Origin of the sequence: Actinoplanes sp. NBC_00393 (genome assembly GCF_036053395.1) — a bacterium.
GTDB lineage: Bacteria > Actinomycetota > Actinomycetes > Mycobacteriales > Micromonosporaceae > Actinoplanes.
Genome location: NZ_CP107942.1, coordinates 10,509,214 through 10,532,127 on the forward strand (window position 1 = coordinate 10,509,214; position 22,914 = coordinate 10,532,127).

The 22,914-nt window shown below is 70.4% G+C and carries 24 protein-coding genes; 12 read left to right on the forward strand and 12 right to left on the reverse strand.

The window, feature by feature from the left end; genetic code table 11:
- The first annotated feature begins 152 nt into the window (after positions 1-152).
- Complete coding sequence (locus OHA21_RS48750; protein ID WP_328467350.1) at positions 153-749, forward strand: LysE family transporter; 597 nt, start codon at positions 153-155, stop codon at positions 747-749.
- Here the strand turns inward: OHA21_RS48750 and OHA21_RS48755 are convergent.
- Positions 744-1,424, reverse strand: a complete 681-nt coding sequence (locus OHA21_RS48755; RefSeq protein ID WP_328467352.1) for a DNA alkylation repair protein — start codon at positions 1,422-1,424, stop codon at positions 744-746. The two genes, OHA21_RS48750 and OHA21_RS48755, sit on opposite strands and share 6 nt — an antisense overlap.
- A 32-nt stretch (positions 1,425-1,456) precedes the next feature.
- Here OHA21_RS48755 and OHA21_RS48760 point away from each other — a divergent pair, with 32 nt between their 5' ends.
- Positions 1,457-2,089, forward strand: coding sequence for an acVLRF1 family peptidyl-tRNA hydrolase (locus tag OHA21_RS48760; protein WP_328467354.1), 633 nt, complete (start codon positions 1,457-1,459; stop codon positions 2,087-2,089).
- Here the strand turns inward: OHA21_RS48760 and ypfJ are convergent.
- Positions 2,086-2,985, reverse strand: coding sequence for a KPN_02809 family neutral zinc metallopeptidase (ypfJ, locus tag OHA21_RS48765; protein ID WP_328467356.1), 900 nt, complete (start codon positions 2,983-2,985; stop codon positions 2,086-2,088). The genes OHA21_RS48760 and ypfJ overlap by 4 nt on opposite strands.
- Before the next feature lie 202 nt (positions 2,986-3,187).
- On the opposite strand from ypfJ, the gene OHA21_RS48770 reads away from it, so the two are divergent.
- The 5 genes from OHA21_RS48770 to OHA21_RS48790 all read left to right on the forward strand — a co-directional run bounded on the left by OHA21_RS48770 (position 3,188) and on the right by OHA21_RS48790 (position 8,462).
- Entirely contained in the window at positions 3,188-4,792 is a 1,605-nt protein-coding gene (locus OHA21_RS48770) for an ABC-F family ATP-binding cassette domain-containing protein (RefSeq protein WP_328467358.1), read from the forward strand.
- A 427-nt stretch (positions 4,793-5,219) separates the two neighbouring features.
- Entirely contained in the window at positions 5,220-5,447 is a 228-nt protein-coding gene (locus OHA21_RS48775; protein ID WP_014441759.1) for a helix-turn-helix domain-containing protein, read from the forward strand.
- Positions 5,444-6,235: an enoyl-CoA hydratase/isomerase family protein gene (locus OHA21_RS48780; RefSeq protein ID WP_328467360.1), complete on the forward strand. Its 792-nt coding sequence runs from the start codon at positions 5,444-5,446 to the stop codon at positions 6,233-6,235. The genes OHA21_RS48775 and OHA21_RS48780 overlap by 4 nt, the downstream gene beginning before the upstream one ends.
- Positions 6,236-6,321: 86 nt before the next feature.
- Positions 6,322-8,241, forward strand: coding sequence for an ABC transporter ATP-binding protein (locus OHA21_RS48785; protein WP_328479011.1), 1,920 nt, complete (start codon positions 6,322-6,324; stop codon positions 8,239-8,241).
- On the forward strand, positions 8,238-8,462 hold the full coding sequence (locus tag OHA21_RS48790; protein ID WP_328467362.1) for a hypothetical protein: 225 nt from the start codon (positions 8,238-8,240) through the stop codon (positions 8,460-8,462). The genes OHA21_RS48785 and OHA21_RS48790 overlap by 4 nt, the downstream gene beginning before the upstream one ends.
- On the opposite strand, the gene OHA21_RS48795 is transcribed toward OHA21_RS48790, so the two are convergent.
- From OHA21_RS48795 to OHA21_RS48810, 4 genes are all read right to left on the reverse strand, one after another.
- Positions 8,459-9,673, reverse strand: a complete 1,215-nt coding sequence (locus tag OHA21_RS48795) for a cation:proton antiporter (RefSeq protein WP_328467363.1) — start codon at positions 9,671-9,673, stop codon at positions 8,459-8,461. The two genes, OHA21_RS48790 and OHA21_RS48795, sit on opposite strands and share 4 nt — an antisense overlap.
- 179 nt (positions 9,674-9,852) lie before the next feature.
- Entirely contained in the window at positions 9,853-10,455 is a 603-nt protein-coding gene (gene mug / locus OHA21_RS48800) for a G/U mismatch-specific DNA glycosylase (protein WP_328467365.1), read from the reverse strand.
- Positions 10,452-11,213, reverse strand: a complete 762-nt coding sequence (locus OHA21_RS48805) for an SDR family oxidoreductase (RefSeq protein ID WP_328467367.1) — start codon at positions 11,211-11,213, stop codon at positions 10,452-10,454. The genes mug and OHA21_RS48805 overlap by 4 nt, the downstream gene beginning before the upstream one ends.
- Complete coding sequence (locus OHA21_RS48810) at positions 11,194-11,973, reverse strand: helix-turn-helix domain-containing protein (RefSeq protein ID WP_328467369.1); 780 nt, start codon at positions 11,971-11,973, stop codon at positions 11,194-11,196. The genes OHA21_RS48805 and OHA21_RS48810 overlap by 20 nt, the downstream gene beginning before the upstream one ends.
- A gap of 86 nt (positions 11,974-12,059) precedes the next feature.
- Here OHA21_RS48810 and OHA21_RS48815 point away from each other — a divergent pair, with 86 nt between their 5' ends.
- Complete coding sequence (locus OHA21_RS48815) at positions 12,060-12,416, forward strand: nuclear transport factor 2 family protein (protein WP_328467371.1); 357 nt, start codon at positions 12,060-12,062, stop codon at positions 12,414-12,416.
- Here OHA21_RS48815 and OHA21_RS48820 read toward each other — a convergent pair whose 3' ends face one another.
- On the reverse strand, positions 12,417-13,154 hold the full coding sequence (locus OHA21_RS48820) for an SDR family oxidoreductase (RefSeq protein ID WP_328467373.1): 738 nt from the start codon (positions 13,152-13,154) through the stop codon (positions 12,417-12,419). It abuts the gene before it with no gap.
- A gap of 117 nt (positions 13,155-13,271) precedes the next feature.
- Positions 13,272-13,850: a TetR/AcrR family transcriptional regulator gene (locus OHA21_RS48825; RefSeq protein ID WP_328467375.1), complete on the reverse strand. Its 579-nt coding sequence runs from the start codon at positions 13,848-13,850 to the stop codon at positions 13,272-13,274.
- A gap of 163 nt (positions 13,851-14,013) precedes the next feature.
- Between OHA21_RS48825 and OHA21_RS48830 the strand changes: the two genes are divergently transcribed.
- A complete protein-coding gene (locus OHA21_RS48830; RefSeq protein ID WP_328467377.1) occupies positions 14,014-14,661 on the forward strand; it encodes an HAD family hydrolase in 648 nt (215 codons plus the stop codon).
- A 241-nt stretch (positions 14,662-14,902) separates the two neighbouring features.
- Positions 14,903-15,808 (forward strand): serine protein kinase RIO, encoded by a 906-nt coding sequence (locus tag OHA21_RS48835; protein WP_442875042.1) that lies wholly within the window; start codon positions 14,903-14,905, stop codon positions 15,806-15,808.
- A gap of 55 nt (positions 15,809-15,863) precedes the next feature.
- On the opposite strand, the gene OHA21_RS48840 is transcribed toward OHA21_RS48835, so the two are convergent.
- Both OHA21_RS48840 and OHA21_RS48845 read right to left on the reverse strand, forming a co-directional pair.
- On the reverse strand, positions 15,864-16,109 hold the full coding sequence (locus tag OHA21_RS48840; protein ID WP_328467379.1) for a DUF2630 family protein: 246 nt from the start codon (positions 16,107-16,109) through the stop codon (positions 15,864-15,866).
- 13 nt (positions 16,110-16,122) lie between these two features.
- Positions 16,123-16,833: a hypothetical protein gene (locus OHA21_RS48845; RefSeq protein ID WP_328467381.1), complete on the reverse strand. Its 711-nt coding sequence runs from the start codon at positions 16,831-16,833 to the stop codon at positions 16,123-16,125.
- Positions 16,834-16,884: 51 nt separating this feature from the next.
- Here OHA21_RS48845 and OHA21_RS48850 point away from each other — a divergent pair, with 51 nt between their 5' ends.
- Positions 16,885-17,475 carry a sugar O-acetyltransferase gene (locus OHA21_RS48850; RefSeq protein WP_328467383.1) on the forward strand — a complete coding sequence of 197 codons (591 nt, stop codon included), beginning with the start codon at positions 16,885-16,887 and terminating at the stop codon, positions 17,473-17,475.
- 161 nt (positions 17,476-17,636) lie between these two features.
- On the opposite strand, the gene acnA is transcribed toward OHA21_RS48850, so the two are convergent.
- On the reverse strand, positions 17,637-20,414 hold the full coding sequence (gene acnA, locus OHA21_RS48855; protein ID WP_442875218.1) for an aconitate hydratase AcnA: 2,778 nt from the start codon (positions 20,412-20,414) through the stop codon (positions 17,637-17,639).
- A gap of 186 nt (positions 20,415-20,600) precedes the next feature.
- Between acnA and OHA21_RS48860 the strand changes: the two genes are divergently transcribed.
- Positions 20,601-20,990: a hypothetical protein gene (locus OHA21_RS48860; RefSeq protein ID WP_328479015.1), complete on the forward strand. Its 390-nt coding sequence runs from the start codon at positions 20,601-20,603 to the stop codon at positions 20,988-20,990.
- Here the strand turns inward: OHA21_RS48860 and OHA21_RS48865 are convergent.
- Positions 20,980-22,818, reverse strand: a complete 1,839-nt coding sequence (locus tag OHA21_RS48865; RefSeq protein WP_328467387.1) for a glycosyltransferase — start codon at positions 22,816-22,818, stop codon at positions 20,980-20,982. The genes OHA21_RS48860 and OHA21_RS48865 overlap by 11 nt on opposite strands.
- Positions 22,819-22,914: the final 96 nt, after the last annotated feature.

A 22,914-nucleotide genomic window follows, 5' to 3' on the forward strand; every position in this document is an offset into this window, starting at 1 on the left:
GAATATTGAGTAGCCGGAGAACGACCGGAACACCATGATGGCGGCGTGACCAAGCTGAAGCCGTACCCCGCTGTCTCTGTCGCTGTGGCCGATCGGGCCGCCGCGCGACAGCAGACGGCCGCCTGCCGGACGGCGGTTCCACAGCAGCGGTCATGAACGCGGCGTTTCTGGCCGGCGTGGTCGCCGGCTACGGCATCGCTGTGCCCGTCGGCGCCATCGCCGTGCTGATCGCAGGGCTCAGCGCCCGCATCTCGCTGCGAGTCGGCGCTGCCGCAGGGCTGGGCGCCGCCACCGCAGACGGGCTCTACGCGCTGGTCGCGGTGGCCGGCGGGGCAGCCGTCGCCGGCGCCATCGCACCGATCGCCGAGCCGCTGCGCTGGGTCGGCGCCGTGGTCCTGCTCGGCCTGGCCGGCTGGACCACCTGGGGTGCGCTGCGCCACCGCACGGTGACCGAGCGGTCCGAGCGGCCGACCACGCCGCTGCGCGCCTACGCCGGGATCCTCGGCCTCACGCTGCTCAACCCGGCGACCGTGATCTATTTCGCCGCGCTGGTCCTCGGCAACGGGGGCGCCGGTGGTGGCGTGTGGTTCGTGGTCGGCGCGTTCCTCGCGTCGGCGAGCTGGCAGCTGCTGATCGCCGGCGGTGGCTCGCTGATCGGCCGCCTGCTCACCGGCGAGCGCGGTCGCCTGATCACCGCACTGGTTTCCAGCGCCGTGATCGCTGTCCTCGCGGTCGTCATGCTCCTATAGGTGCTTGGCGGCCTCCCGGACGGAAAGCGGTGACAGCCGCCCACCCTGCTCGGCGAGATATGCCCGGACCGCCTCCGGATCGGTCCGGGCATAGTGCCGCAGAGCCCAGCCGATCGCCTTGCGGACGAAGAAGTCGGGGTGGCCGGCCTGAGCGGTGCAGTATCCGAACAGGCGGTCGGTGTCGGTGTCCTTCCCGTAGTGCAGCTGGTGCAGGATCGCCGTCCGCACCAGCCACATATCTTCTTCGCGGGACCACTCGTCCATCCGGCTCCGCAGGGTGGGATGCCGGGTCACCAGGGCGCCGGTCACCCGGGTGGCGAGCGGGTCCACAGTGTCCCACCAGGACTTCGTGGTGATCAGCTCGGCGACGGTGGACAGGAAACCGGGCCCGGCGATGCGGCCGTGGGCGATCAGGTAGTCGCACGCGAAGTGCTGGAACTCCCGCTCGTCACGGGCCCAGCAGGCGACCGCGACCTCGCGCAGGTCGGCCTCGGCCGGCTTGGGCAGGCCGGCCAGCGCGGTGCGGGCCAGCGAGCGCCGGGCCGGCGCGGCAAGGCCGAGAAACGGGAACTGACCCCTCATGTACGCCGCCGCGCCCGCGGCACGCACCGGATCCCGCCCGCCCTCGAAGGCCGCGGTGAGCCGCTCCATCAGGATCCCGGTGAGGTCGCTCATGGCACGGATCCTGCCACCGTAGTGTGACAAGAATGGGCGAACGAGCGGCCGCCGGCGGCGGGAAGTGGGTGGATGTCGCTCCTGAGCGGCTGCCCCGATGGCTGGAGAACTTCGCGACGCGGCACGGGGCGTACACCGAAGAGGGGTTGACCTTGACCGCCGCGGACGGTGCGTCGGCGACGCTGCATGCGCCACCCGGCGCCGGTCCGGCCGCGACGGTGGCCGAGCTGATCAGCGAGGCCCGGAAGCCGCGCCGGCTGGGGTTGTTGCTGGCCCGCAAGGGCGCGGTCGCGGTCGGCGTCGCCGACGGCGAGAAACTGATCTCGTCCAAGGTGGACACGCATTACGTGCAGGGACGGACGGCGGCGGGTGGCTGGTCGCAGCAGCGCTTCGCGCGCCGCCGGGACAATCAGGCCAAAGCGGCCGCTGCGGACGGCGCCGGCATCGTGGGACGTCTGTTGCTTCCCGAGGTACGCACGATGGCCGCGCTTGTCACCGGCGGTGATCGTACGGCCGTCGACGCCATCCTCGCGGCTCCTCAGCTGGCGGCGGTGGCCGCGTTGCGTACCGGGCGGCTGCTGGACGTGCCCGAGCCGCGGCATGCGGTGCTGGTCACCGCGGTGGCCGCGGCTCGTGCGGTCCCGATCCTGATCCGCGAGCCCTAGGTAACCGCGCCCGCCCTGAAGGTGTCGCACTGCTTCGGGTCGCCGGACTCGTAGCCGACCCGGAACCACTGCTGCCGCTGGGCGGCCGTGCCGTGGGTGAACTGCTCGGGGTCGACCTTGCCGCCGCCGCGCTGCTGGAGGGTGTCGTCGCCGATCTGGCCGGCGGCCTGGATGCCCTCCTGGATGTCCTGGTCGGTGAGGCTCTTGAAGATCTTGTCGCCGTCCTGGTCGGTGGTGTTCGCCGCGGCGTTGGCCCACGCGCCGGCATAGCAGTCGGCCTGCAGCTCGAGCTTGACCGACTCCTGGTTCGCCGAGTCCGGGTCGCGCTGCTGGCGGCGGCGCATCTCCGCCTCGGTGCCGAGGACGTCCTGCACGTGGTGGCCGTACTCGTGGGCGAGCACGTAGGGCTGGGCGAACTCGCCCGGCGCGCCGAGTTGCTTGGAGAGCACCTCGTAGAAGGAGAGGTCGATGTACACCGCGTCGTCGGCGGGGCAGTAGAACGGTCCGACACCGGAGTCGGCGGCGCCGCAGGCGGTGTTCACGCCGCCCTCGAAGAGGTTCGTGTCGGCCGGCTGGTACTGCTCACCGAAGGACTTCGGCAGCTGGTCCCGCCAGTAGGCCTGGATCGAGTTGACGTAGAGAACGTTGCGGCATTTCAGGTTCTGCAGAGCGTTGGGCTGCTCACACTCGGCCAGCTGGGAGCTCGGTGCGCTGCTCTCCCCGCCGCCGCCCATGGTGTTGATCCCGAAATAGCCGCCGACCAGCGCGATCACCAGGGTGACGACGAGGCCGGCCAGGCCACCGCCGCCAATCGGGAGGCCACCGATGCCGCCGCCACCGCGGCCGCGATCGTTGACCTGACTGGTGTCGATGTCGGCGCGTTCGTTCAGTTCCATGTCGTCCTGCCTTCGCCACGGTTGCCCGCCGTGTACCCGTTGATCTTGTGAATTAATCGAGTGGGAGCTCGGTGGGGCCGCCCGGTAGGATGGCCGGGTGCTGCTCTGCGAAGGCTGACCTGCCCCGGCGCCGACCATCCCGCCTGATGGCCGGCGCTTTACTGCGCCCTGAGTCAGCCCGATCACCGAGAGCGAGAACGTCATGATCACCGCCACCGGACTGGAACTTCGCGCCGGCGCGCGCATCCTGATCTCCCCGACCACCCTGCGGGTGCAGCCCGGCGACCGGATCGGCCTGGTCGGCCGCAACGGCGCCGGCAAGACCACCACGTTGAAGGTGCTGGCCGGCGAGGGGATTCCGTACGCGGGAACTGTCGAACGGACCAGCGAGATCGGCTACCTCCCGCAGGACCCGCGCACCGGCGATTTGAACGTGACCGGCCGCGACCGGGTGCTGTCCGCCCGCGGGCTGGACGCGATCCTCGCCGAGATGCAGAAACTCGAGGTGCAGCTCGAGGAGAGCAGCGACGAGAAGCTGGTCCGGCGCTACGGCCAGCTGGAGGACCAGTTCTCCGCGTTGGGCGGATACGGCGCCGAGGCCGAGGCCGCCCGGATCTGCGCGAACCTGGGTCTGCCCGACCGGGCCCTGGCCCAGACCATCGGCACCCTGTCCGGCGGTCAGCGCCGCCGGATCGAGCTGGCCCGCATCCTGTTCGCCAACTCCGGGCAGAACGGCAAGGGCATCCTGCTGCTCGACGAGCCGACGAACCACCTGGACCAGGACTCGATCGCCTGGCTGCGCGGGTACATGGCGCAGCACAAGGGCGGCCTCATCGTGATCAGCCACGACGTCGAGCTGCTCGACGCCGCGGTCAACAAGGTCTGGTATCTGGACGCGAACCGCGCGGTCGTCGACATGTACAACATGGGCTGGAAGACGTACCTCGAAGCGCGCGAGACCGACGAGCGCCGCCGCCGCCGCGAGCGCGCCAACGCGGAGAAGAAGGCCGGCGCCCTGATGGCCCAGGCGGACAAGATGCGCGCCAAGGCCACCAAGACGGTCGCCGCGCAGAACATGGCGCGTCGTGCCGAGAAGCTGCTCGGTGGGCTGGAGGAGACCCGCGCCTCGGACAAGGTGGCGAAGGTCCGGTTCCCCAGCCCGGCGCCCTGCGGCAAGACCCCGCTGACCGCGAGCGGCCTGTCGAAGTCGTACGGGTCGTTGGAGATCTTCACCGACGTCGATGTGGCGGTGGACCGCGGTTCCCGGGTGGCCATCCTCGGCCTGAACGGCGCCGGCAAGACGACTCTGCTGCGCATGCTCGGCGGCCTGCTCGAGCCGGACACCGGTGAGGTGCGGCCGGGGCACGGGCTGCGGATCGGCTACTACGCGCAGGAGCACGAGACGCTGGACGTGGACCGCACGATCCTGGAGCACATGCGCAGCGCCGGGTCGGAGCAGACCGACACCGAGCTGCGGAAGATCCTGGGCGCGTTCCTCTTCTCGGGTGACGACGTGGACAAGCCGGCCGGTGTGCTCTCCGGTGGCGAGAAGACCCGGCTGGCCCTGGCCACCCTGGTCTGCTCGGGTGCCAACGTGCTGCTGCTGGACGAGCCGACCAACAACCTGGACCCGGTGAGCCGCGAGCAGGTGCTCGACGCCATCGCCAACTACCCGGGCGCGATTGTGCTGGTCACGCACGACGCCGGCTGCGTGCAGGCGCTCAAGCCGGACCGCGCGATCCTGCTGCCGGACGGCGACGAGGACGCGTGGAGCGACGACCTCCTGGAGCTTGTCGAGCTCGCTTGAACCTGCGCAACACGCCCGATCATCGGGATCGGCAGTTGTCAACTGGTGCCCACACAGACAGTGCGATGTTCGGGCGTTTGCGGGCAGGTCGGGCGCGATTGCCCTAGCGGGCCGCTAACCCCTCGGAGCGATCTCGTCACTCTCCGAAGCGGTCATCGTCTTCACCTGCGGGTTGCCTCGATCGAGTGTTTCCGCAGGTGATCGATGGTCTTGGCGGAGCGGGTGCCCGACACCGGGTGGGCGGGAATTGCCGCACAGTGTGCTGTCGACAAACTGTCTGACATTGATGCCCGTGGTAACCGTCAAGTTCCTGACAGTAATAAATGGGCACGTTCACGCGTGCCGGATGCCTGGCGCATGATCGTTCGAGACGGTGTAATAGGTGGGACCGTATCTGACCGCACTGTCTGCGACGTGAGGATTCAAGATGGCAGCCACTGGCACAGCTACCAGTACTGAGAAGGGTCGTCGAATCGTCGGTAGCGAGCGGCAGTCGCTCGCCAAGGACCTGGTGAAGCGATACACCTCCGGCGAGAGCATCCGCGCGCTGGCCGCTTCCACCGGACGGTCCTACGGATTCGTCCACCGGGTGCTCACCGAATCGGGCGTTCAGTTGCGCCAGCGTGGCGGCGCCCGCCGCCGCAAGAAGGCGTGACGGCCGCCGACGCCGGACCGGTAAGCACCGACGAGGTAGGCGTTCGCTACGAACAGGACGGGCCGGTTGCGACGGTGACGTTGTGCCGGCCCGACGTTCTCAATGCCCAGACTCCGGCCATGTGGACGGAGCTCGGCAACATTTCACGGAAATTAGCGGGTGACGTCCGCGTCGTCATTGTCCGGGCCGAGGGGCGCGCGTTTTCCGCCGGCCTGGATCTGTCGGTGGCGCGTGGCGACGGCGATTCTTCGCTGTCCCGGCTGGCACAGTTGTCTGCCGCTGAGTGTGCGGATCAGATTGCTGTGTTCCAGACCGCGTTCACCTGGTTGCGGAGTCCGTCCATTGTGACGATCGCCGCGGTGCAAGGACACGCGATCGGCGCCGGCTTCCAACTCGCGCTGAACTGCGACATGCGTGTTCTCGCCGACGATGCGCGATTCTCGATGGCTGAGGTGACCCTCGGCCTGGTGCCCGATCTGGGCGGGACGAAACGGCTCACCGAGCTGGTCGGCCCGTCCCGGGCGCTGGAGATCTGCGTGACCGGCCGGCGGATCTCCGCGGACGAGGCGGACCGGATCGGTCTCGCCACCGCGGTGGTCCCGCGGGCCGAGTTGGACGCGGCGGTCGCCGATCTGACCGCGGCGGTGCTCGCCGGTGACCCCGGCGCGGTCGCCGAGATCAAGGCCCTGCTCACCGGTGCGCCCGCCCGGTCGTACGCGGAGCAGGACCGGGCCGAGCGTGAGGCCCAGACCCGTCGGCTCAGCGATCTGCTGGGCAGCGGGGAGTAGCGTCCCGACCTCCCGGGTTGTTGTCGTACCCACGAGGCAGACTTTGTGCTGTCCGTCGGCGACGTCCCGGGAGGTGGCGCATGTCCATGCCGAGCTGGAGCGTGCTGCGCTCGATCCAGAACGCTGATCGGGTGCGGGAGCACCAGGTCCGGCGCGGCACGGCCCGGCGGATCACGAGGTTCGCCCGGCCCTATCGGCGTGACATCGCGGTCTTCCTGGTGACCGTGGTCATCGCGGCCGGCATCGGGGTCGCCACCCCGTTGCTCGCCGGGCAGGTGATCAACGCGATCACCGGCGGTGGGCCGGACGCGGGTGGCACGGTGGTGCGCCTCGCCCTGCTGATCGCCGGTCTCGCCGTCGCCGACGCGCTGCTGTCACTCGCCCAGCGGTGGTATTCGGCGCGGATCGGCGAGGGGATCATCCTCGACCTGCGCACCCGGGTCTACGACCACGTGCAGCGCATGCCGTTGCAGTTCTTCACGCGGACACAGACCGGCGCCCTGGTGAGCCGGCTCAACAACGACGTGGTCGGCGCACAGCGGGCCTTCACCTCGACGCTGTCCGGCGTGCTGAGCAACGTCATCCAGCTGGTGCTCACCGCGGTGGTGATGTTCACCCTGTCCTGGCCGATCACCGTGCTGTCGCTGGTGCTATTGCCGGTCTTCATCATCCCGGCCCGCCGGGTCGGCAAGCGGCTCGCGGAGATCACCCGCGAGTCGTACAACTTGGACGCGAAGATGAACGCGACCATGACCGAGCGGTTCAACGTCTCCGGCGCGCTGCTGGTCAAGCTCTTCGGCCGACCCGACGTGGAGGCCGGCCGGTTCGGTGACCGCGCCGCCCGGGTCCGCGACATCGGCGTCCAGCAGGCGATGTACTCGCGGACCTTCTTCGTGGCGATGCTGCTGGTCGCCTCTCTCGCACAGGCGCTGACCTACGGTCTGGGCGGCTGGCTGGCCGTCCGCGGCGAGGTCTCGGCCGGCACCGTCGTCACCCTCGCCCTGCTGCTCACCCGGCTGTATGGTCCGCTCACCGCGCTGAGCAACGTGCGGGTCGACGTGATGAGTGCGCTGGTCTCCTTCGACCGGGTCTTCGAGGTGCTCGACCTGAAACCCGGGATCGTCGAGAAACCGGACGCCACCGCCATCCCGGCAGGCTCCGGCCGCGTCGAGTTCCGCGACGTCCGGTTCCGCTATCCGAGCGCCGACGAGGTCTCGCTCGCCACCCTGGAGGACGTCGTCGCGCTGGACCGGCGGGAGAACCCACCGGTCCTCGACGGGCTCGACTTCGCCGTCGAGCCCGGTCAGATGGTGGCCCTGGTCGGCCCGTCCGGCGCGGGCAAGTCCACCACCTCGATGCTGGTCTCCCGGGTGTACGACGTGACCGACGGCGCGGTGCTGATCGGCGGCGTCGACGTGCGGGACGCGACTCTCGACTCGCTACGGGACACGGTCGGCGTCGTTACCCAGGACTCCCACCTGTTCCACGAGAGCATCGCCGAGAACCTTCGGTATGCACGACCAGGCGCCACCGAGGAACAGATGTGGGACGCCCTCGCCAAAGCGCGTATCGCCGGGCTGGTCCGGGCGCTGCCCGACGGGCTGGACACGGTGGTGGGAGAGCGTGGCTACCGGTTCTCCGGCGGTGAGAAGCAGCGCATCGCGATCGCCCGGCTACTGCTCAAACAGCCGTCGATCGTGGTCCTGGACGAGGCCACCGCCCACCTGGACAGCGAGTCCGAGGCGGCGGTGCAGCGGGCTCTGGCCGAGGCGCTGCGCGGCCGGACCGCTCTGGTGATCGCGCACCGGCTCTCCACGATCCGCGACGCCGACCTGATCCTGGTGCTGGACGAGGGCCGGATCGTCGAGCGCGGCCGGCACGAGGACCTGGTGGAGGCCGGCGGTCTCTACAGCGAGCTGTACCGGACGCAGTTCGCGGCGAGCCCCCCGCGGTACGAGGACGAGGTCGAGATCGTCACCCTGCCCCCGGCTACCGTGGAGCCGTGATGGAGTTCCTGGTCCTGATCGTGGTGGTGGCGCTGCTGCTGACCGCGTTGATGCGGTTCGCGGTCTGGGCCCGGCGCAAAGGCATCGGCGGGGGCATCATGGGGCCGATCGACGAGGCCTGGCATCCGTCGGCCGACCGGTTCCGCCGGGAGACCGCCGTGCATGAGCAGCGCGTGCTGCCACCCCGTCCCGGCGACGACCGGTACCGCGAAATGAGCTAGCCGAGGTCGCGGACCGGTAGTGGGGTGGCGCTGTCTGCTGCTGTGCCGTATCGGCCGGCCAGTGGCTTCGCGCTCAGGCCGTGGGCGAAGACGCTGATCAGGACGGTCATGCCGATCACTGCGACGGCCTGGTCGGCGGGCTCCTCCAGGGACTCGGCGGCGAGCAGGGCGAAGATGATCGAGGCCAGGCCGCGGGGACCGAACCAGCCGATGAAGCCCACGGTTGATGCGGGCAGGCCGCTGCCGAGCAGGACCAGTGCTACCGGGAGCATCCGTACCAGGGTGAGGCTGAGGACTGCGTAGACGACGACCTGCCAGCTGATGTGCCCGAAGACGACCGGTACCGCTACTGCGCCGAACACCAGCCAGGTCAGCAGCGACACCAGTCCGGCGGTCTGCTCGACGTAGAAGACCTCCCGGACACCGCCCCGACCGGCGGCCCGGCCGAACGCGATGCCGGCGACGAACGCGGCCACGAAACCGTTGCCGCCGAGGGACAGGGTTCCGGCGTACACGGCGAGGGCCAGTGCCAGCACGCCGGGGCCGGCGAAATCCTCGGACGCCCAGCCGCGATGCCGGGCGGTTCGCATCGCCCGGCCGCCGGCCAGCCCGGCAGCGATGCCGACCGCGATACCGATCGCCAGGTCGATCAGGGCCGCTCCCGGGGTGGCGGCCTCTCCCAGGCCGTGCGCGGTTGCGGCACCCGCGATCGCGAGCGTCACCACCGGGGTGGCGATGCCGTCGTTCAGGCCACTCTCCACATTGAGCACCCGGCGGACCCGCTCCGGCACCGCCGGGTCGGTCATCACCGCGGCGCCCAGGGCGGCATCGGTCGGGGCCAGGGCCGCGCCGACGAACAGGGCGATCCACCAGCCCATACCGTCGAACATCCACGCCGCCAGCAGCGTCCCGGCCGCCATCGTGAGGGGCAGTCCGAGGCCGAGGAGGCGGGCGTAGAGGCCGAGGTCGGCGCGGAACTCCGGCAGCCCCACCCGGGACGCGTCGGCGAAGAGCACCCAGACCAGGGTGATCTCGGCGAGCAGGCGGACGCCCTCCGGCGAGATGTCGGGCTCGTGCAGAAAGGTGGAGAGCAGCAGTCCGGTGGTGACGAAGAGGATGGGTGCGCTGAGGTCGGCCCGGCCGAGCCGGGACGACCACAGGCCCCAGGCGAAGACTGCCAGCAGGACCAGGGCTACCGCGGCCTCTTCCATGTGCACCTCATCGACGGATGAGGGAAATGAGACCGCGGCAGGCGGGTTGCACGGTTCATCCCGGCCGGATGAACGGCATGCGGGTTGGGAATGGCGTCCGCGAGGCCGATATTCCGCTCATGCCGATGCGGGGTGGGCGTGTGGGTGAGGAACACGCGGGGCCGCGGGGAGGCGCCGCGTCAGCTGGGCGGGGAGACCGCGGTGCGCAGGCGGGCGAACTCCTCGGCCAGTTGGGGCAGCTGGAAGTGGGCGTTCAGGCCGCTCGGGTTGGGGAGGACCCAGACCGGTACGCCGGCGATGGTGTCCGGCTGCGGGCCGAGCCGGGCCTTGGGGCGGGCGAACGCGGTTCGGTACGCGGTCACGCCCAGCACTGCTATGTGGCGGGGCGCGATTCGGCGTACCAGATCGGTCAGAAGGTCTCCGCCTGCGACCAGTTCGTCCGTGCTGAGTTCGTCGGCGCGGGCCGTGGCCCGCGCCACGACGTTGGTGATGCCGAGGCCGAGGCCGGGCAGGAGGTGCTGCTCGGACGGGTGCAGGAGGCGGTCGGTGAAGCCGCCGCCGTGCAACGCCGGCCAGAAGCGGTTGCCGGGGCGGGCGAAATGGTGCCCGGTGGCGGCCGAGTAGAGGCTCGGGTTGATTCCGGAGAACAGCACCCGCAGGCCGGGGCCGATCAGATCGGGAATGGTCCGGCCGGCCGCCGCGAGCAGATCGGCGGCGGTCGGCTTGATGATGCCGCCGGCTGCCTGCCCGGCAGGGTTGTGGGTGGGCGGCCCGGGAATCACAGGGCTCGCAGGGCGCCGCCGTCGACCGCCACCGCGACGCCGGTCACGTAGCTTGCCGCGGGGGACAGCAGGAACGCGGCCACCCGGCCGAACTCCGGCGGCTCGCCGATGCGGCGCAGCGGAATCGCCGCGGCCACCTCGGCTGCTGCGGTGGCCGGGTCGTCCGCCGAGGCGAACAGCTCGCGGTTCCGGTCGGTCATGAACCGGCCGGGCAGGATGCTGAGGATGCGGACGCCGCGCGGCGCGTACTCGTCTGCCATGTCTTTGGCGGCCATCGCCAGGCCTGGCCGCAGGCCGTTGGAGAGGCCGAGCCCGGCCAGGGGTGTCTTCACCGAGGTGGAGAGCACCAGCCCGACCGCGCCGCCTTCGGGCAGCGCCGACGCGAAGGTCCGGGCGGCCCGGACCGAGCCGAGGAAGACCGTGTCGAACGCGGCACGCCACTGGTCGTCGGTCATGCTCGCGGCGGTGCCGGGCGTCGGACCGCCGACCGAGACCAGGGCGCCGTCGAGGCGGCCGAACCGTTCGACAGCGGTGTCCACCAGCTCGCGCGGCGTCTGCGGATCGCTCAGGTCGGCCGCCACGCCCACCGCGTGGTCCGCCCCGCCCAGGTCCTCGACCGCCTCGGCGACCCGGTCGGCGGACCGGGACGAGATGATCACCCGGGCGCCGTCGGCGACCAGGGCCTGTGCGGTGGCGAAACCGAGCCCGCGTGAGGCCCCGGTGAGGATGTAGACGCGATCAGCCAGCCCGAGATCCATGCATTGATCCTGCCACCTCGAGCCGCAGGGCGTCCGCGGTGGCCGGGTCGGCCGGGAGGAACGCCTCGATCGCCAGTTCGGAGAGGGTGACGTCGCGCGGGGTGCCGAGCACCGAGGTGATGCTGAAGAAGCTGAGCTCGTCGAAGCGCAACGGCACGACCAGGCCGTCCGGGCGTTCCGCGACCAGGCCGCCGGGGTAGGCGGCGAGTTCGGCGCGCAGCTCCCGCAGCACCGGATCGCCGGTGGCGACGGCCTGCCGGTCGAGGCGGTGCAGGATGTGCGTACGCCACTCCGCCAGATTGCCGATCCGCGGCGCCATGCCGTCCGGGTGCAGGGCGAGCCGCAGCACGTTGACCGGCGGTTCGAGCAGGTGGGGCGCGCACCCCGCGGTGAACCGGGCCACCGCGGCGTTCGCGTCGACCATGGTCCAGTGGCGGTCCACCAGCACCGCGGGGCAGGGTTCGTGGCCGGTGAGCACGTTGCGCAGCGCGGTGAGGACCGTCGACAGCGGGGTGCCGTCCAGTTCGGACTGCGAGTAGGCGGGGGCGTACCCGCCGGCGAGCAGCAACTCGTTGCGCGCCCGCAGCGGCACGTCGAGTTCCTCGGCGAGTCGCAGGATCATCTCGCTGGTCGGCCGGGACCGCCCGGTCTCGACGAAAGACAGGTGCCGGGTGGAGACGCCGGACCGCGCCGACAGGTCGAGCTGGCTCATCCGCCGCTCGTCACGCCAGGTCCGCAGCAGTCGTCCCACATCACTCATGCCCGGACTGTAGGCAGCGCCCGCCCGCACCCGCCATGACCTCCGAGGTAATCGACGCGCTTACCGGCGCCCCGCAGGGTGGAGGCATGAGTGATTTCGACACGACGATCCAGCGCTACCTGGCGATCTGGAACGAGACCGACCCGCAGGCCCGCCGCGCCGGCATCGACGACGTCTTCGCCGAGGACGTGCGCTACTCCGACCCGATCGCCACGGTCGAGGGCCGGGACGCGCTGCACGCGCTGATCGGCGAGGTGCACCAGCGCTTCGCCGGCCTGATCTTCACCCCGGGCGGGCTGCTCGACGCACACCACGACCAGGCCCGGTTCACCTGGCATCTCGGCCGCCCCGGCGAGGAGCCGCTGGTCATCGGCTTCGACGTGGCCGAACGAGACGCAACCGGCCGGATCCGGCTGGTGCTCGGCTTCTTCGACAAGGCGTGATCAGTCCATCGTGTACCCGCCGTTGACGGTGATCCGCTCGCCGGTGACGAAACGGCTGTCCGCCGAGGCCAGGAAGGCGACCACGTCAGCGATCTCGGCGGGCGTGCCCATCCGGCCGAGCGGCACGTCCCGCCGGTAGGCCTCGATGTGCTCCACGGCCACGTCGGCGTGCCGTTCGACCGGGATCCAGCCCGGCGCCACCAGGTTCACCGTCACCCCGAGCGGGCCGAGCTCGCGGGCCCAGGTGCGGGTCAGCGACATCTGGGCGGCTTTCGCCGCCGCGTACGCCGACATGCCCGGCGCGGCCCGCTCCGGCATCTCCGATCCGATCTGGACGATGCGCCCACCGCCCAGGCGGCGCATCCCCGGCACGACCGCGCGCATCAGCAGCGTCGGGCTCTTCACGAAGAACAGCAGCTGGTCCAGGTGGTCCTGCCAGCCCACTTCCAGCGCCGGTTTCGCCGGCTGCGGCCCGGTGGCGTTCGGCACCAGCACGCCGATCGGGCCCAGCCGGCCCTCCACCTGGGCGACCAGCGCGGCCACGGCCGCCTCATCGGTGACATCCGCGCGGAACGCTTCCGCCCTGCCACCGGCCTCCGCGATCCCGGCGACCACCCGCTCAGCATCCGCGCGATCCGGCAGATAGTTGACGGCGACGGCCCAGCCGTCGGCAGCGAGGCGGCGCGCGATCTGGGCACCCAGCCCGCGCGAGGCTCCGGTCACCAAAGCAACACCCATGGGGTACGAGTTTGACAGGACGCCCGCCGTGACGAGCCGATCAGGCAGGCGGTCCCGCACCCCGGGGGACCGCCGGGCTCACCCTCGGTGCCGGCTGCCTGCCGGCGGCCGTGGGGGTCAGCGGTGGCGGACTGCTTCCTCGACCACGTCGAGGACCCGGATCAGTTCGCCGGGTGGGCGGCCGGTGGCCAGGTGCAGGACCAGGCCGTCGTAGGCCAGCTCGAGGAACTGGGTGAGGACCTCGACCGGCACGTCCTTGCGCAGGACGCCGGCGTCGTGCTGGCGCTGCAGGCGCTCGCGGGTGGCGTCGGCGATCGCGGCTGAGCGCTGCGCCCAGCGTTTGGCGAAGGCCGGGTCGGTCCGCAGCCGGTGCGAGACCTCCAGCTGGGTGCCGAGCCAGCCGGCGGTGTCGCCCTCGCTGTTGCCGGCGCGGGCGAGCAGGTCGCGCATCACCTGAACGAGGCCGTTGCGGGTGACGGTCTCGACCATCGTGGCGGCATCATCCTCGGCGACCGCGAGGAACAGCGATTCCTTGTCGCGAAAATGGTGGAAAATCGCACCACGGGACATGCCCGTGGCCTCCTCCAGGCGGCGGACCGTGGCGCCCTCGTAGCCGAACCGTGCGAAACAGGCGCGGGCCGCGCTGAGGATCTCGTGGCGGCGCGCGTCCAGCTGGTCCTGACTAACCCGGGGCACGTGCTGATCGTGTCACGGCCCGCCGCGCTCTTGCAATCCGTACGTACGGCTTTTTAAGACCCGACGTCCCACGATCGGATGATGCGAATTTCGTCATCGTGTCAGGGTTTTGTTAACACTCCTGGACTGTTCGCTTCCGTCACCGCTCACGTAAAGTGCCCGGGTGCCTCTCGTCTTCCTCGCTCTGGACGACACCCTGCTCGATCGCAGCGGTGCGTTCCGGCTGTGGGCGAAAGGTTTCCTCGACGAGATCGCCGCGCCGCACGAGGACCTGGAGTGGCTGGTCTCGGTCGACGCCGACGGGCTGACCTCGCGCTGGGATCTCGCGGACCTGATCCGCGACCGCTACCAGCTGCGGATCCCGGCGATCGACGTGGTCGACGAGCTGAAGGAGGGGCCGCAGGCGTTCGAGCGGCTGGACCCGATGGTCGGCTGCGCGCTGGAGATCGCCGCCGACGCGGGCCTGGTTCCGGTGGTGGTCACCAACGGGCCGGCCGAGCAGCAGGAGGCGCGGATCCGGCGTACCGGGCTGGATCGCTATGTCGCCGACTGGGTGATCTCGGAGCAGTGCGGGGTGAGCAAGCCCAATCCGCGGATCTTCGCGCTCGCCGCGCAGCGCGTGCGGATGCGCCTGGCCGGCGCCTGGGTGGTCGGTGACAGCCCGGAGGCGGACATCGGCGGCGCGGCCGCGATGGGCCTGCCCAGCGTGTGGCTGCATCGTGGGCGGGACTGGGTGGACAACCGGTTCGCCCCGACGCGGGTGGTGGGCAACGTGATCCAGGGCCTGTCCGCGATCATGGCGACGCGCTGAGCAGGTGTGACGCGCTGAGCAGGTGCACGCGCTGAGCAGGTGTGACGCGCTGAGCTGATGTGCTGAGCAGGGCTGAGCAGATCCGCTGGATTAATTCGGTTGCGCGGATCCGGCAGATCCGAAAGAGTCGACCGCGCACGTAGGACCCGACGAGAGAGAAGGGGGTGGACCTCATGGCCGTCTTTGTGATGCCTGCTGTCCGGCCTTCCCTGTTTACTTCTTTCTCTGAGGAGACCCTCCAGTGCGAGAGCACGAGACCACCATGCGCCGCGGCCGTCGTAAGTTCGACGACGACGAGGCAGATTTTCTGAAGATCAGCCGGCTCGAGCCGGCTCTGCAGGAGGACCCGGACCTGCCCGAGGAGGGCGACCGCTGGTCCACCTGGGATGGTGCGCTGCACGGTCCCGATCCGCGTCCCGACTGGGTGCGCACCGAACACGGTGCCGTCGACAGCGAGTTGGGGATGCTCAAGACCGGCAAGGAAGCCGACGTTTTCCTTGTCCGGCGGGAATTGCCCGGTACAGGGCAGGTCAGCATGCTGGCCGCGAAGCGGTATCGCGACGGTGAGCACCGGATGTTCCACCGTGACGCCGGTTACCTCGAGGGCCGCCGGGTCCGCCGGTCCCGCGAGATGCGGGCCATGACCAACCGCACCTCGTTCGGCAAGGAGCTGATCGCGGGGCAGTGGGCGGCCGCCGAGTTCGGCGCGCTGGGCCGGCTGTGGGAGATCGGTGCGGAGAGCGGGCTGGTCCGGGTGCCCTACCCGGTGCAGCTGATCGGCACCGAGTTGATGATGGAGTTCATCGGCGACTGGGAGACCGGTGAGGCCGCGCCCCGGCTCGCTCAGGTGCGGGCCGACGAGGACGGGCTCGCCGATCTGTGGCAGCAGATGACTGACGCGCTGTCGGTGCTGGCCCGGGCGCAGGTGGCGCACGGTGACCTGTCGCCGTACAACACGATGGTCCACGAGGGCCGGCTCGTCCTGATCGACCTGCCGCAGATCATCGACGTGATCGCCAACCCGCGCGGTGGCGAGTTCATCGCCCGCGACGTCAACAACGTGGCGAACTGGTTCCGGTCACGCGGTCTGGCCGTGGACGCGGAGGGGCTGATCGAACGCCTGCACTACGAAGCGGGGCTGCGCTGACGGCGCGACCCCGGCCCGGCCCGCGGCCGCCGCGTCCACGGCGGCCGCGACCGGTTCACTGGAGGTAGCCCTCGACCTCACCGACGCCGTGGGCCTGCTCCGCGTCCGGGTCGTGCCCGGCCGAGCGGGCCGCCCGGCGCCGGCGCAGCAGGTCCCAGCACTGGTCCAGGGACTCTTCGAGCTCCCGGAGCCGGGCGTGCTCCTCGTCCGAGGAGATCTGGCCCTGGCTCAGCTGCTGGCGCAGCTTGTGCTCCTCATCGACCAAGCCGCTGATGCGGCTCAGCACAGTCTTGTCATCCATTCCCGAAGCCTATTCACCACACGGGTTCCGGCGGGGCATCAGGTGGCGTGTCCGACAGTCCGAGCTTCGTACGGGTCGCCCCGATGTCCGCCCGCAGCCGCCGGAACAGGGCCGGCGGATCCTCTGCCAGGGTGCTCAGCGCTGCCGCGCGCCGGCCGAGTTCGAGCTCCCAGCCGACGGCCAGCCGGTCCGGCCGGATCCGGTCGAAGTGTTTGCGCGCCAGCTCGGCGTCCCCGCTCAGGCCCGCGGCCGCCCCGGCGTGGTACGCGTGCCACCACGACGTCGCGCCGACCCGGGTCTGCGGCGCGGAGAGCAGCCGGGCGACGTCCGCCGGGGTGCCGGCCTCCTGCCGCAGCTGGAGGACCCGCTGCCGGGCGATGCCGGTGATCTGGGTCAGGTCGGCGGTGAACTGGTCGTCGCGGATGTGCCGGATGCTTTCGACCCACACGTGGCCGTCGCCGGGGCGTTCAGTGGCGAAGTCGCCGGTCTCCTCGCGCCAGAACAGGTGGCCGCCGTAGTCGTAGGAGAACTCCGGCATGGGGCCCCAGAGAAACTTGGCGCCGACGCCCAGGCGGGTGTCCGACCGGGCCCGCTCGAAGTCGACGAAGAGCAGCCACCAGCCGCGGTCCTCCACCCAGAGCCGGGTGCGTTTGTGGCGGCGCAGTCCGAGGGGGCGCAGCTCCGCCTGGGCCGCGGCGACGATCATCTGATCCGGTGTGGGCATCGGCCGACCCTAACCCGCCGGCGCCGCAGTCCGGTGTGTGACGATCACGCGGTGACGCTTGAAGCTCAGCGCGAGCACATTCTCTCCGGCCGGATGTACAACGACCTCACCGAGGAGCTGGTGCAGGCGCGGCAACGGACTGTCCTGCTGACCACGGAGTACAACGACAGTTTCGGGCAGTCGCCGGCGACGCGGGAGGCGATCCTGCGGCGGCTGCTCGGCGCGGTGGGGGAGGAGTGCTACTTCGAGCCGACGTTCCGGTGCGAGTTCGGGTTCAACATCCGGGTCGGCGACCACTTCTACGCCAACTTCGACTGCGTGATGCTCGACGGCGGCGGCATCACCATCGGGGACCACGTGCTGTTCGGGCCGAAGGTGGGCATCTACACCTCCAACCACGCCATCGACGCGGGCGAGCGGGTGGCCGGCGGGTGCTACGCCAAGCCGGTCACGATCGGCGACCGGGTGTGGGTCGGTGGCGGCGTCACCATCAACCAGGGCGTGAGCATCGGCGACGACACGATCATCGGGTCCGGCAGCGTCGTGACCAGGCCGATCCCGGCCGGGGTGATCGCGGTCGGCAACCCGGCCCGGGTGCTGCGCGAGATCACCGACGCGGACCGGACGGGATGGCGGCCCTGATGTACGTCGACCACGTGCTCAAGCCCGGCGGTCGCCATGAAGGCCTGGAATGGCACCCGGGTCGCGTTGCACTCCGGGAACTTTTCGTCGGGCGTACCCCGAAAAAGGCAGACGCCCTGCCTTCCGTGACCGGAAAGCAGGGCGTCTGTTGATCTGAAAGATCAGCCGCGCAGCATCTTGCGGAGGACGTACTGCAGGATGCCGCCGTTGCGGTAGTAGTCCGCCTCGCCGGGCGTGTCGATGCGGACGACGGCGTCGAACTCGATGCCGGTGTCCGTGGTGACCTTGACCGTGCGCGGCGTGGTGCCGTTGTTGAGCTCGGTGACGCCGGCGAACGAGAAGGTCTCGGTGCCGGTCAGGCCGAGCGATTCGGCGTTCTGGCCCTGCGGGAACTGCAGGGGAAGCACGCCCATGCCGATCAGGTTGGAGCGGTGGATGCGCTCGTAGCTCTCGGCGATGACCGCGCGGACGCCCAGCAGCATGGTGCCCTTGGCGGCCCAGTCACGCGACGAACCCGAGCCGTACTCCTTGCCGGCGAGGATGACCAGCGGGATGCCGGCCTCCTGGTAGGCGACGCTGGCGTCGAAGATCGTGGTCTGCTCGCCGGTCAGGTGGTTGAGCGTGAAGCCACCCTCGACGTCGTTGAGCAGCTGGTTGCGCAGCCGGATGTTGGCGAACGTGCCCCGGATCATGACCTCGTGGTTGCCGCGGCGCGAGCCGTAGCTGTTGAACTCGGCGCGCGGGACGCCGTGCTCCGCGAGGTACTTGCCGGCGGGCGAGTCCGGCTTGATCGAGCTGGCCGGCGAGATGTGGTCGGTGGTGACCGAGTCGCCGAGCTTGGCCAGGACGCGGGCGCCGTCGATGTCGGTGACTGGCGACGGGTCGGCGGCCATGCCCTCGAAGTACGGGGGCTTCCGGACGTAGGTGGAGTCCTCGGCCCAGGCGAACGTGTCACCGGTCGGGGTGGGCAGCGACTGCCACTGCTCGTCGCCGGCGAAGACGTCCTGGTACGCCGTGGAGAAGCCCTCGGCGCCGATCGCCTGCGCGATGGTGTCGTCGATCTCCTTGGCGGACGGCCAGATGTCGTTCAGGAAGACCGGCTTGCCGTCCGAACCGGTGCCGAGCGGCTCGGTGGTGATGTCGATGTCCATCGAGCCGGCCAGGGCGTACGCCACGACGAGCGGCGGGGACGCCAGGTAGTTCATCTTGACGTCCGGGTTGATCCGGCCCTCGAAGTTCCGGTTGCCGGAGAGCACGCTCACCGCGGTCAGGTCGTTCTCGTTGATCGCGGCCGAGACCTCCTCGGGCAGCGGGCCCGAGTTGCCGATGCAGGTGGTGCAGCCGTAGCCGACCAGGTTGAAGCCGATCTTGTCCAGGTACGGCGTGAGGCCGGCCCGGTCGTAGTAGTCGGAGACGACCTTCGAACCCGGCGCCAGGGTGGTCTTGACCCACGGCTTGCGGGTCAGGCCCTTCTCCACCGCCTTCTTGGCGAGCAGGGCGGCACCGATCATGACCTGCGGGTTCGAGGTGTTCGTGCAGGACGTGATGGCGGCGATGACGACCGCGCCGTGGTCCAGCTCGTACTCGACGCCGTCCTCGCCCTTGACCCGGGTGGGCTTCGAGGTGCGGCCGTTGGCGCCCTGGGCGGCGCTGTAGACGAACGGCTTGTCCGCCTCGTCGTCGACGCCGTTGGCGGGCGAGTCGGAGGCCGGGAAGGACTCCTCGCTGGCCTCGTCGGCGTGGCCGTGCGGGGCGGCGTAGTTCGGCAGGGCGTCGCGGAACATCGACTTCGCGGCGTTCAGCGGGACGCGGTCCTGCGGGCGCTTCGGGCCGGCCAGCGACGGGACGATCGTCGACAGGTCCAGCTCGAGCTTCTCCGAGTAGTCCGGCTCGGCGTTCGGGTCGAGCCAGAGGCCCTGCCGCTTCGCGTACGCCTCGACGAGGGCGACCTGCTGCTCGGTGCGGCCGGTCAGCTTGAGGTACTCGATGGTCTGCTCGTCGATCGGGAAGATCGCGACGGTCGAGCCGTACTCCGGCGACATGTTGCCGATCGTGGCCCGGTTCGCCAGCGGCACCGCGCTTACGCCGGGGCCGTAGAACTCGACGAACTTGCTGACCACACCGTGCTTGCGCAGCATCTCGGTGATGGTGAGCACCAGGTCGGTGGCGGTGGTGCCGGCCGGCGCCTCGCCGGAGAGCTTGAAGCCGACGACCCGCGGGATCAGCATGCTGACCGGCTGGCCGAGCATGGCGGCCTCGGCCTCGATGCCGCCGACGCCCCAGCCCAGCACGCCCAGGCCGTTGACCATCGTGGTGTGCGAGTCGGTGCCGACGACGGTGTCCGGGTACGCCTGGCCGTTACGCTCCATGATCGTGCGGGCCAGGTATTCGATGTTCACCTGGTGCACGATGCCGGTGCCCGGCGGGACGACCTTGAACTCGTTGAACGCGGTCTGACCCCAGCGCAGGAACTGGTAGCGCTCGCGGTTGCGCTGGTACTCCAGTTCCACGTTGCGCTGGAAGGCGTCCTCGCGGCCGAACAGGTCGGCGATGACCGAGTGGTCGATGACCAGCTCGGCCGGGGCGAGGGGGTTGACCTTGGTGGGGTCGCCGCCCAGGTCCTTGACGGCCTCACGCATGGTGGCCAGGTCGACCACGCAGGGGACACCGGTGAAGTCCTGCATCAGCACCCGTGCCGGGGTGAACTGAATCTCGACACTCGGGTCGGCGTTCTGGTCCCAGCTGCCGAGCGCGTTGATGTGGTCGGCGGTGATGTTCGCGCCGTCCTCCGTGCGCAGCAGGTTCTCCAGGAGGATCTTCAAGGAGTAGGGCAGACGCTCGTGCCCCTTCACCTTGTCGATCGTGAAAATCTCGTAGCTCGCGTCTCCGACGCGCAGCTCGCTCTTCGCACCAAAGGTGTCGAGGCTGGCCACCGTCATCTCCTTCACACCCAGCGACTGGAAGTCAAGTCTTTCGCACCGAAAGGGCGACCTTCGGGTTAGGTATGCCTAACTCTCGGTTCACATCTCTTGGTAAACCGTACGTCCGTCTTGCTAGCCATCGCAAGGCGGGGTCACCTGCGATCGTAGGTTTGCGTGAGTCGATCGGTGGGCAAACAGCCCGCCATGTCCGCCCCGGCCGAACTCGACCAGCTCGCCGACTTCTTCGGGCGTTACGGCTCCGCCCTCACCACGGGCGACGTCGCCGCCATCGCCGGCAGCCACACGCTGCCGGGCCTCGTCGTGTCCGACTCGTACAGCTTCACGTTCAGCTCACCGGCCGCGGTGGCGCTGTCGTTCCTGGGCGCGGCGCCCGCGTACCGGGAGGCCCGGATCGTGGCGGCACACGCGAACCTGCTCGACGTGATGCGCTTGTCCGCGTCGTTGTCCCTGGTCTCGGTCGAGTGGGAGTACCTCGACGAGGCCGGCGAGGCGGTGCCCGGCGAGCACTACCGCTACCTGATCCGGACCGATGCGGACGGGCCGCGTATCACTGCAGTCATCACTACCCGCTGATCCGGATCCCTAACTCGTTCGCTCCGGAGAACTCCGGTTGCATTCCACCGGCCGCCGGCAACACGTAGGCGGTCCGCTTGTCGACGATGTCGTCACCGACCTTCCCGAGCGGCACCGGTTGCTCTCCGCGGGACGGGCGTAGCCAGAGGCGGTGTACGCCCGTCGGCAGATCAGACACGGTCGCCCGGAACCCGGGGCCGGTGGCGCTCACCGGAAACTCGCGGTCGCCGGCGACCAGGACCGCATCCCGGAGCCCGGCGCCGATCAGCCGCCCGGCCAGGTGTACGCCCTGCTCGTCGGCCTGGATCTCGTCCACCTCGGCCCGGACCGGAGCGTCCACGACCCGCAGAGCCAGTCCGCCGTCGGGAAGCCGGTACGGCAGTTCGGTGCGGGTCGCCTCCGGCCGTGCCAGCAGCGCCCGGGTGTCGCGCCACCCGGCCAGCACCGCGGTGCCGTCGGCCAGGTGCAACCGCCAGGAGCCCGCGGGCACCGGGTCGCCGGCCGGGATCTCGGCCGGTTCGCCGGTGCCGATCCGGCGCCAGCGCATCCCGGCGACGTCCGGTCCGTGCAGCACCAGCGTGCCGTCGGCGGTCACCGTGCAGTCGGCGACCGGCATGGTCAGCGACGGCGCCGGGCCCAGCACCGGCACCGGTTTGCCGCGCCGCCGCCACGGCCACCACTTGCCGGCCGCCAGCTCCTCGAACAGGCGCTCGTACTGCCCGGCGATCGGTCCCGGGTCGTACCGCTGCGAATTGGCCAGCGCACGAGCCGCCATCGCGCGCCGGCCCTCGTCGTCGTTGATCACCCGCAGCAGGGCGGCGGCCAGCGCCTCCGGATCGCCGACCGGGGTGAGCAGGCCGTCGACCCCGTCGGCGAGGATCTCGCCGGGGCCGTGCGGGGCGTCGGTGCTGACCACCGGGAGCCCGGCCCGCATCGCCTCGACCAGGGTCATCCCGAACGGCTCCTTGTCGGCCGACACCGCGGCGATCGAGCCCTTGGCCCACTCCGTCTCGATCGGCGCGTAGCGGCCCATCATCCGCACGTGGTTGTGCAGGCCGAGCTCGAGCACCAGGGCGCGCAGGTCACCCGACTCCTCGCCGTCGCCGTAGAGCCGCAGCGTCCAGTCCGGGCGCTCGGCCACCACCCTGGCGAAGGCTTGGAGCAGCACGTCGTACCGCTTGCTGCGGACCAGCCGGCCGGCCGCGAGCACCAGCTTGGCCCGGCCGTCGGAGGGCGGCACCCGCGGCGCCGGCACGCTGTTCGGGATGTGCAGCAGCCGGGTGCGCCCGAGCCGTAGATGCTCGCGGTAGTCCTCGGCGTCGCGGGAGCTCACCGTGACGAAGGCGTCCAGCCGGCGCAGATGCGCGGGCATCACCCGGTGCAGGCCCTTGCGGTGGCGGCCGCGGGTCAGGTGCTCCTGACCGATCCGGATCATGTGGCGTGGGGCGAACCGGGCGGCGTACGCGATCAGGCCGGGCCGGGTGGCGATCACCACATCGGCGTCGCTGCCGCGCAGGAACCCGCGGTAGCGGTCCTCCACGAAACGGTCGTAGGTGGCTGCCCGGAAATCGGCCCGCGGGTACACCCGGGCCGGTTCGCCGCGCCCCGGCGCGTCCTTGACGTAGTCCGGGTGGGCCTTGCGCGCCTCCACCAGCGAGATCAGCTCGATCCGCGGGTCGGCCGGCAGTTGTGGCAGGTCCCGGCCCCGGACCGTGCTCAGCACCGTCACGTCGTGCCCCCGCTCGGCGAGCGCGCCACCGAGGTTGAAGGTGGTCTGGATGGTGCCGCCGACGCCGAACGCGTTGTTGATCAGAAAAAGGATCTTCACAGGCGAACCACCGGAGGGGTACGGGAGCGGGCACAGATCCGACACGCTAGAACGTATCCACAAACTTCCGGCCGGCCTGAAAACGTCACAGGCCGG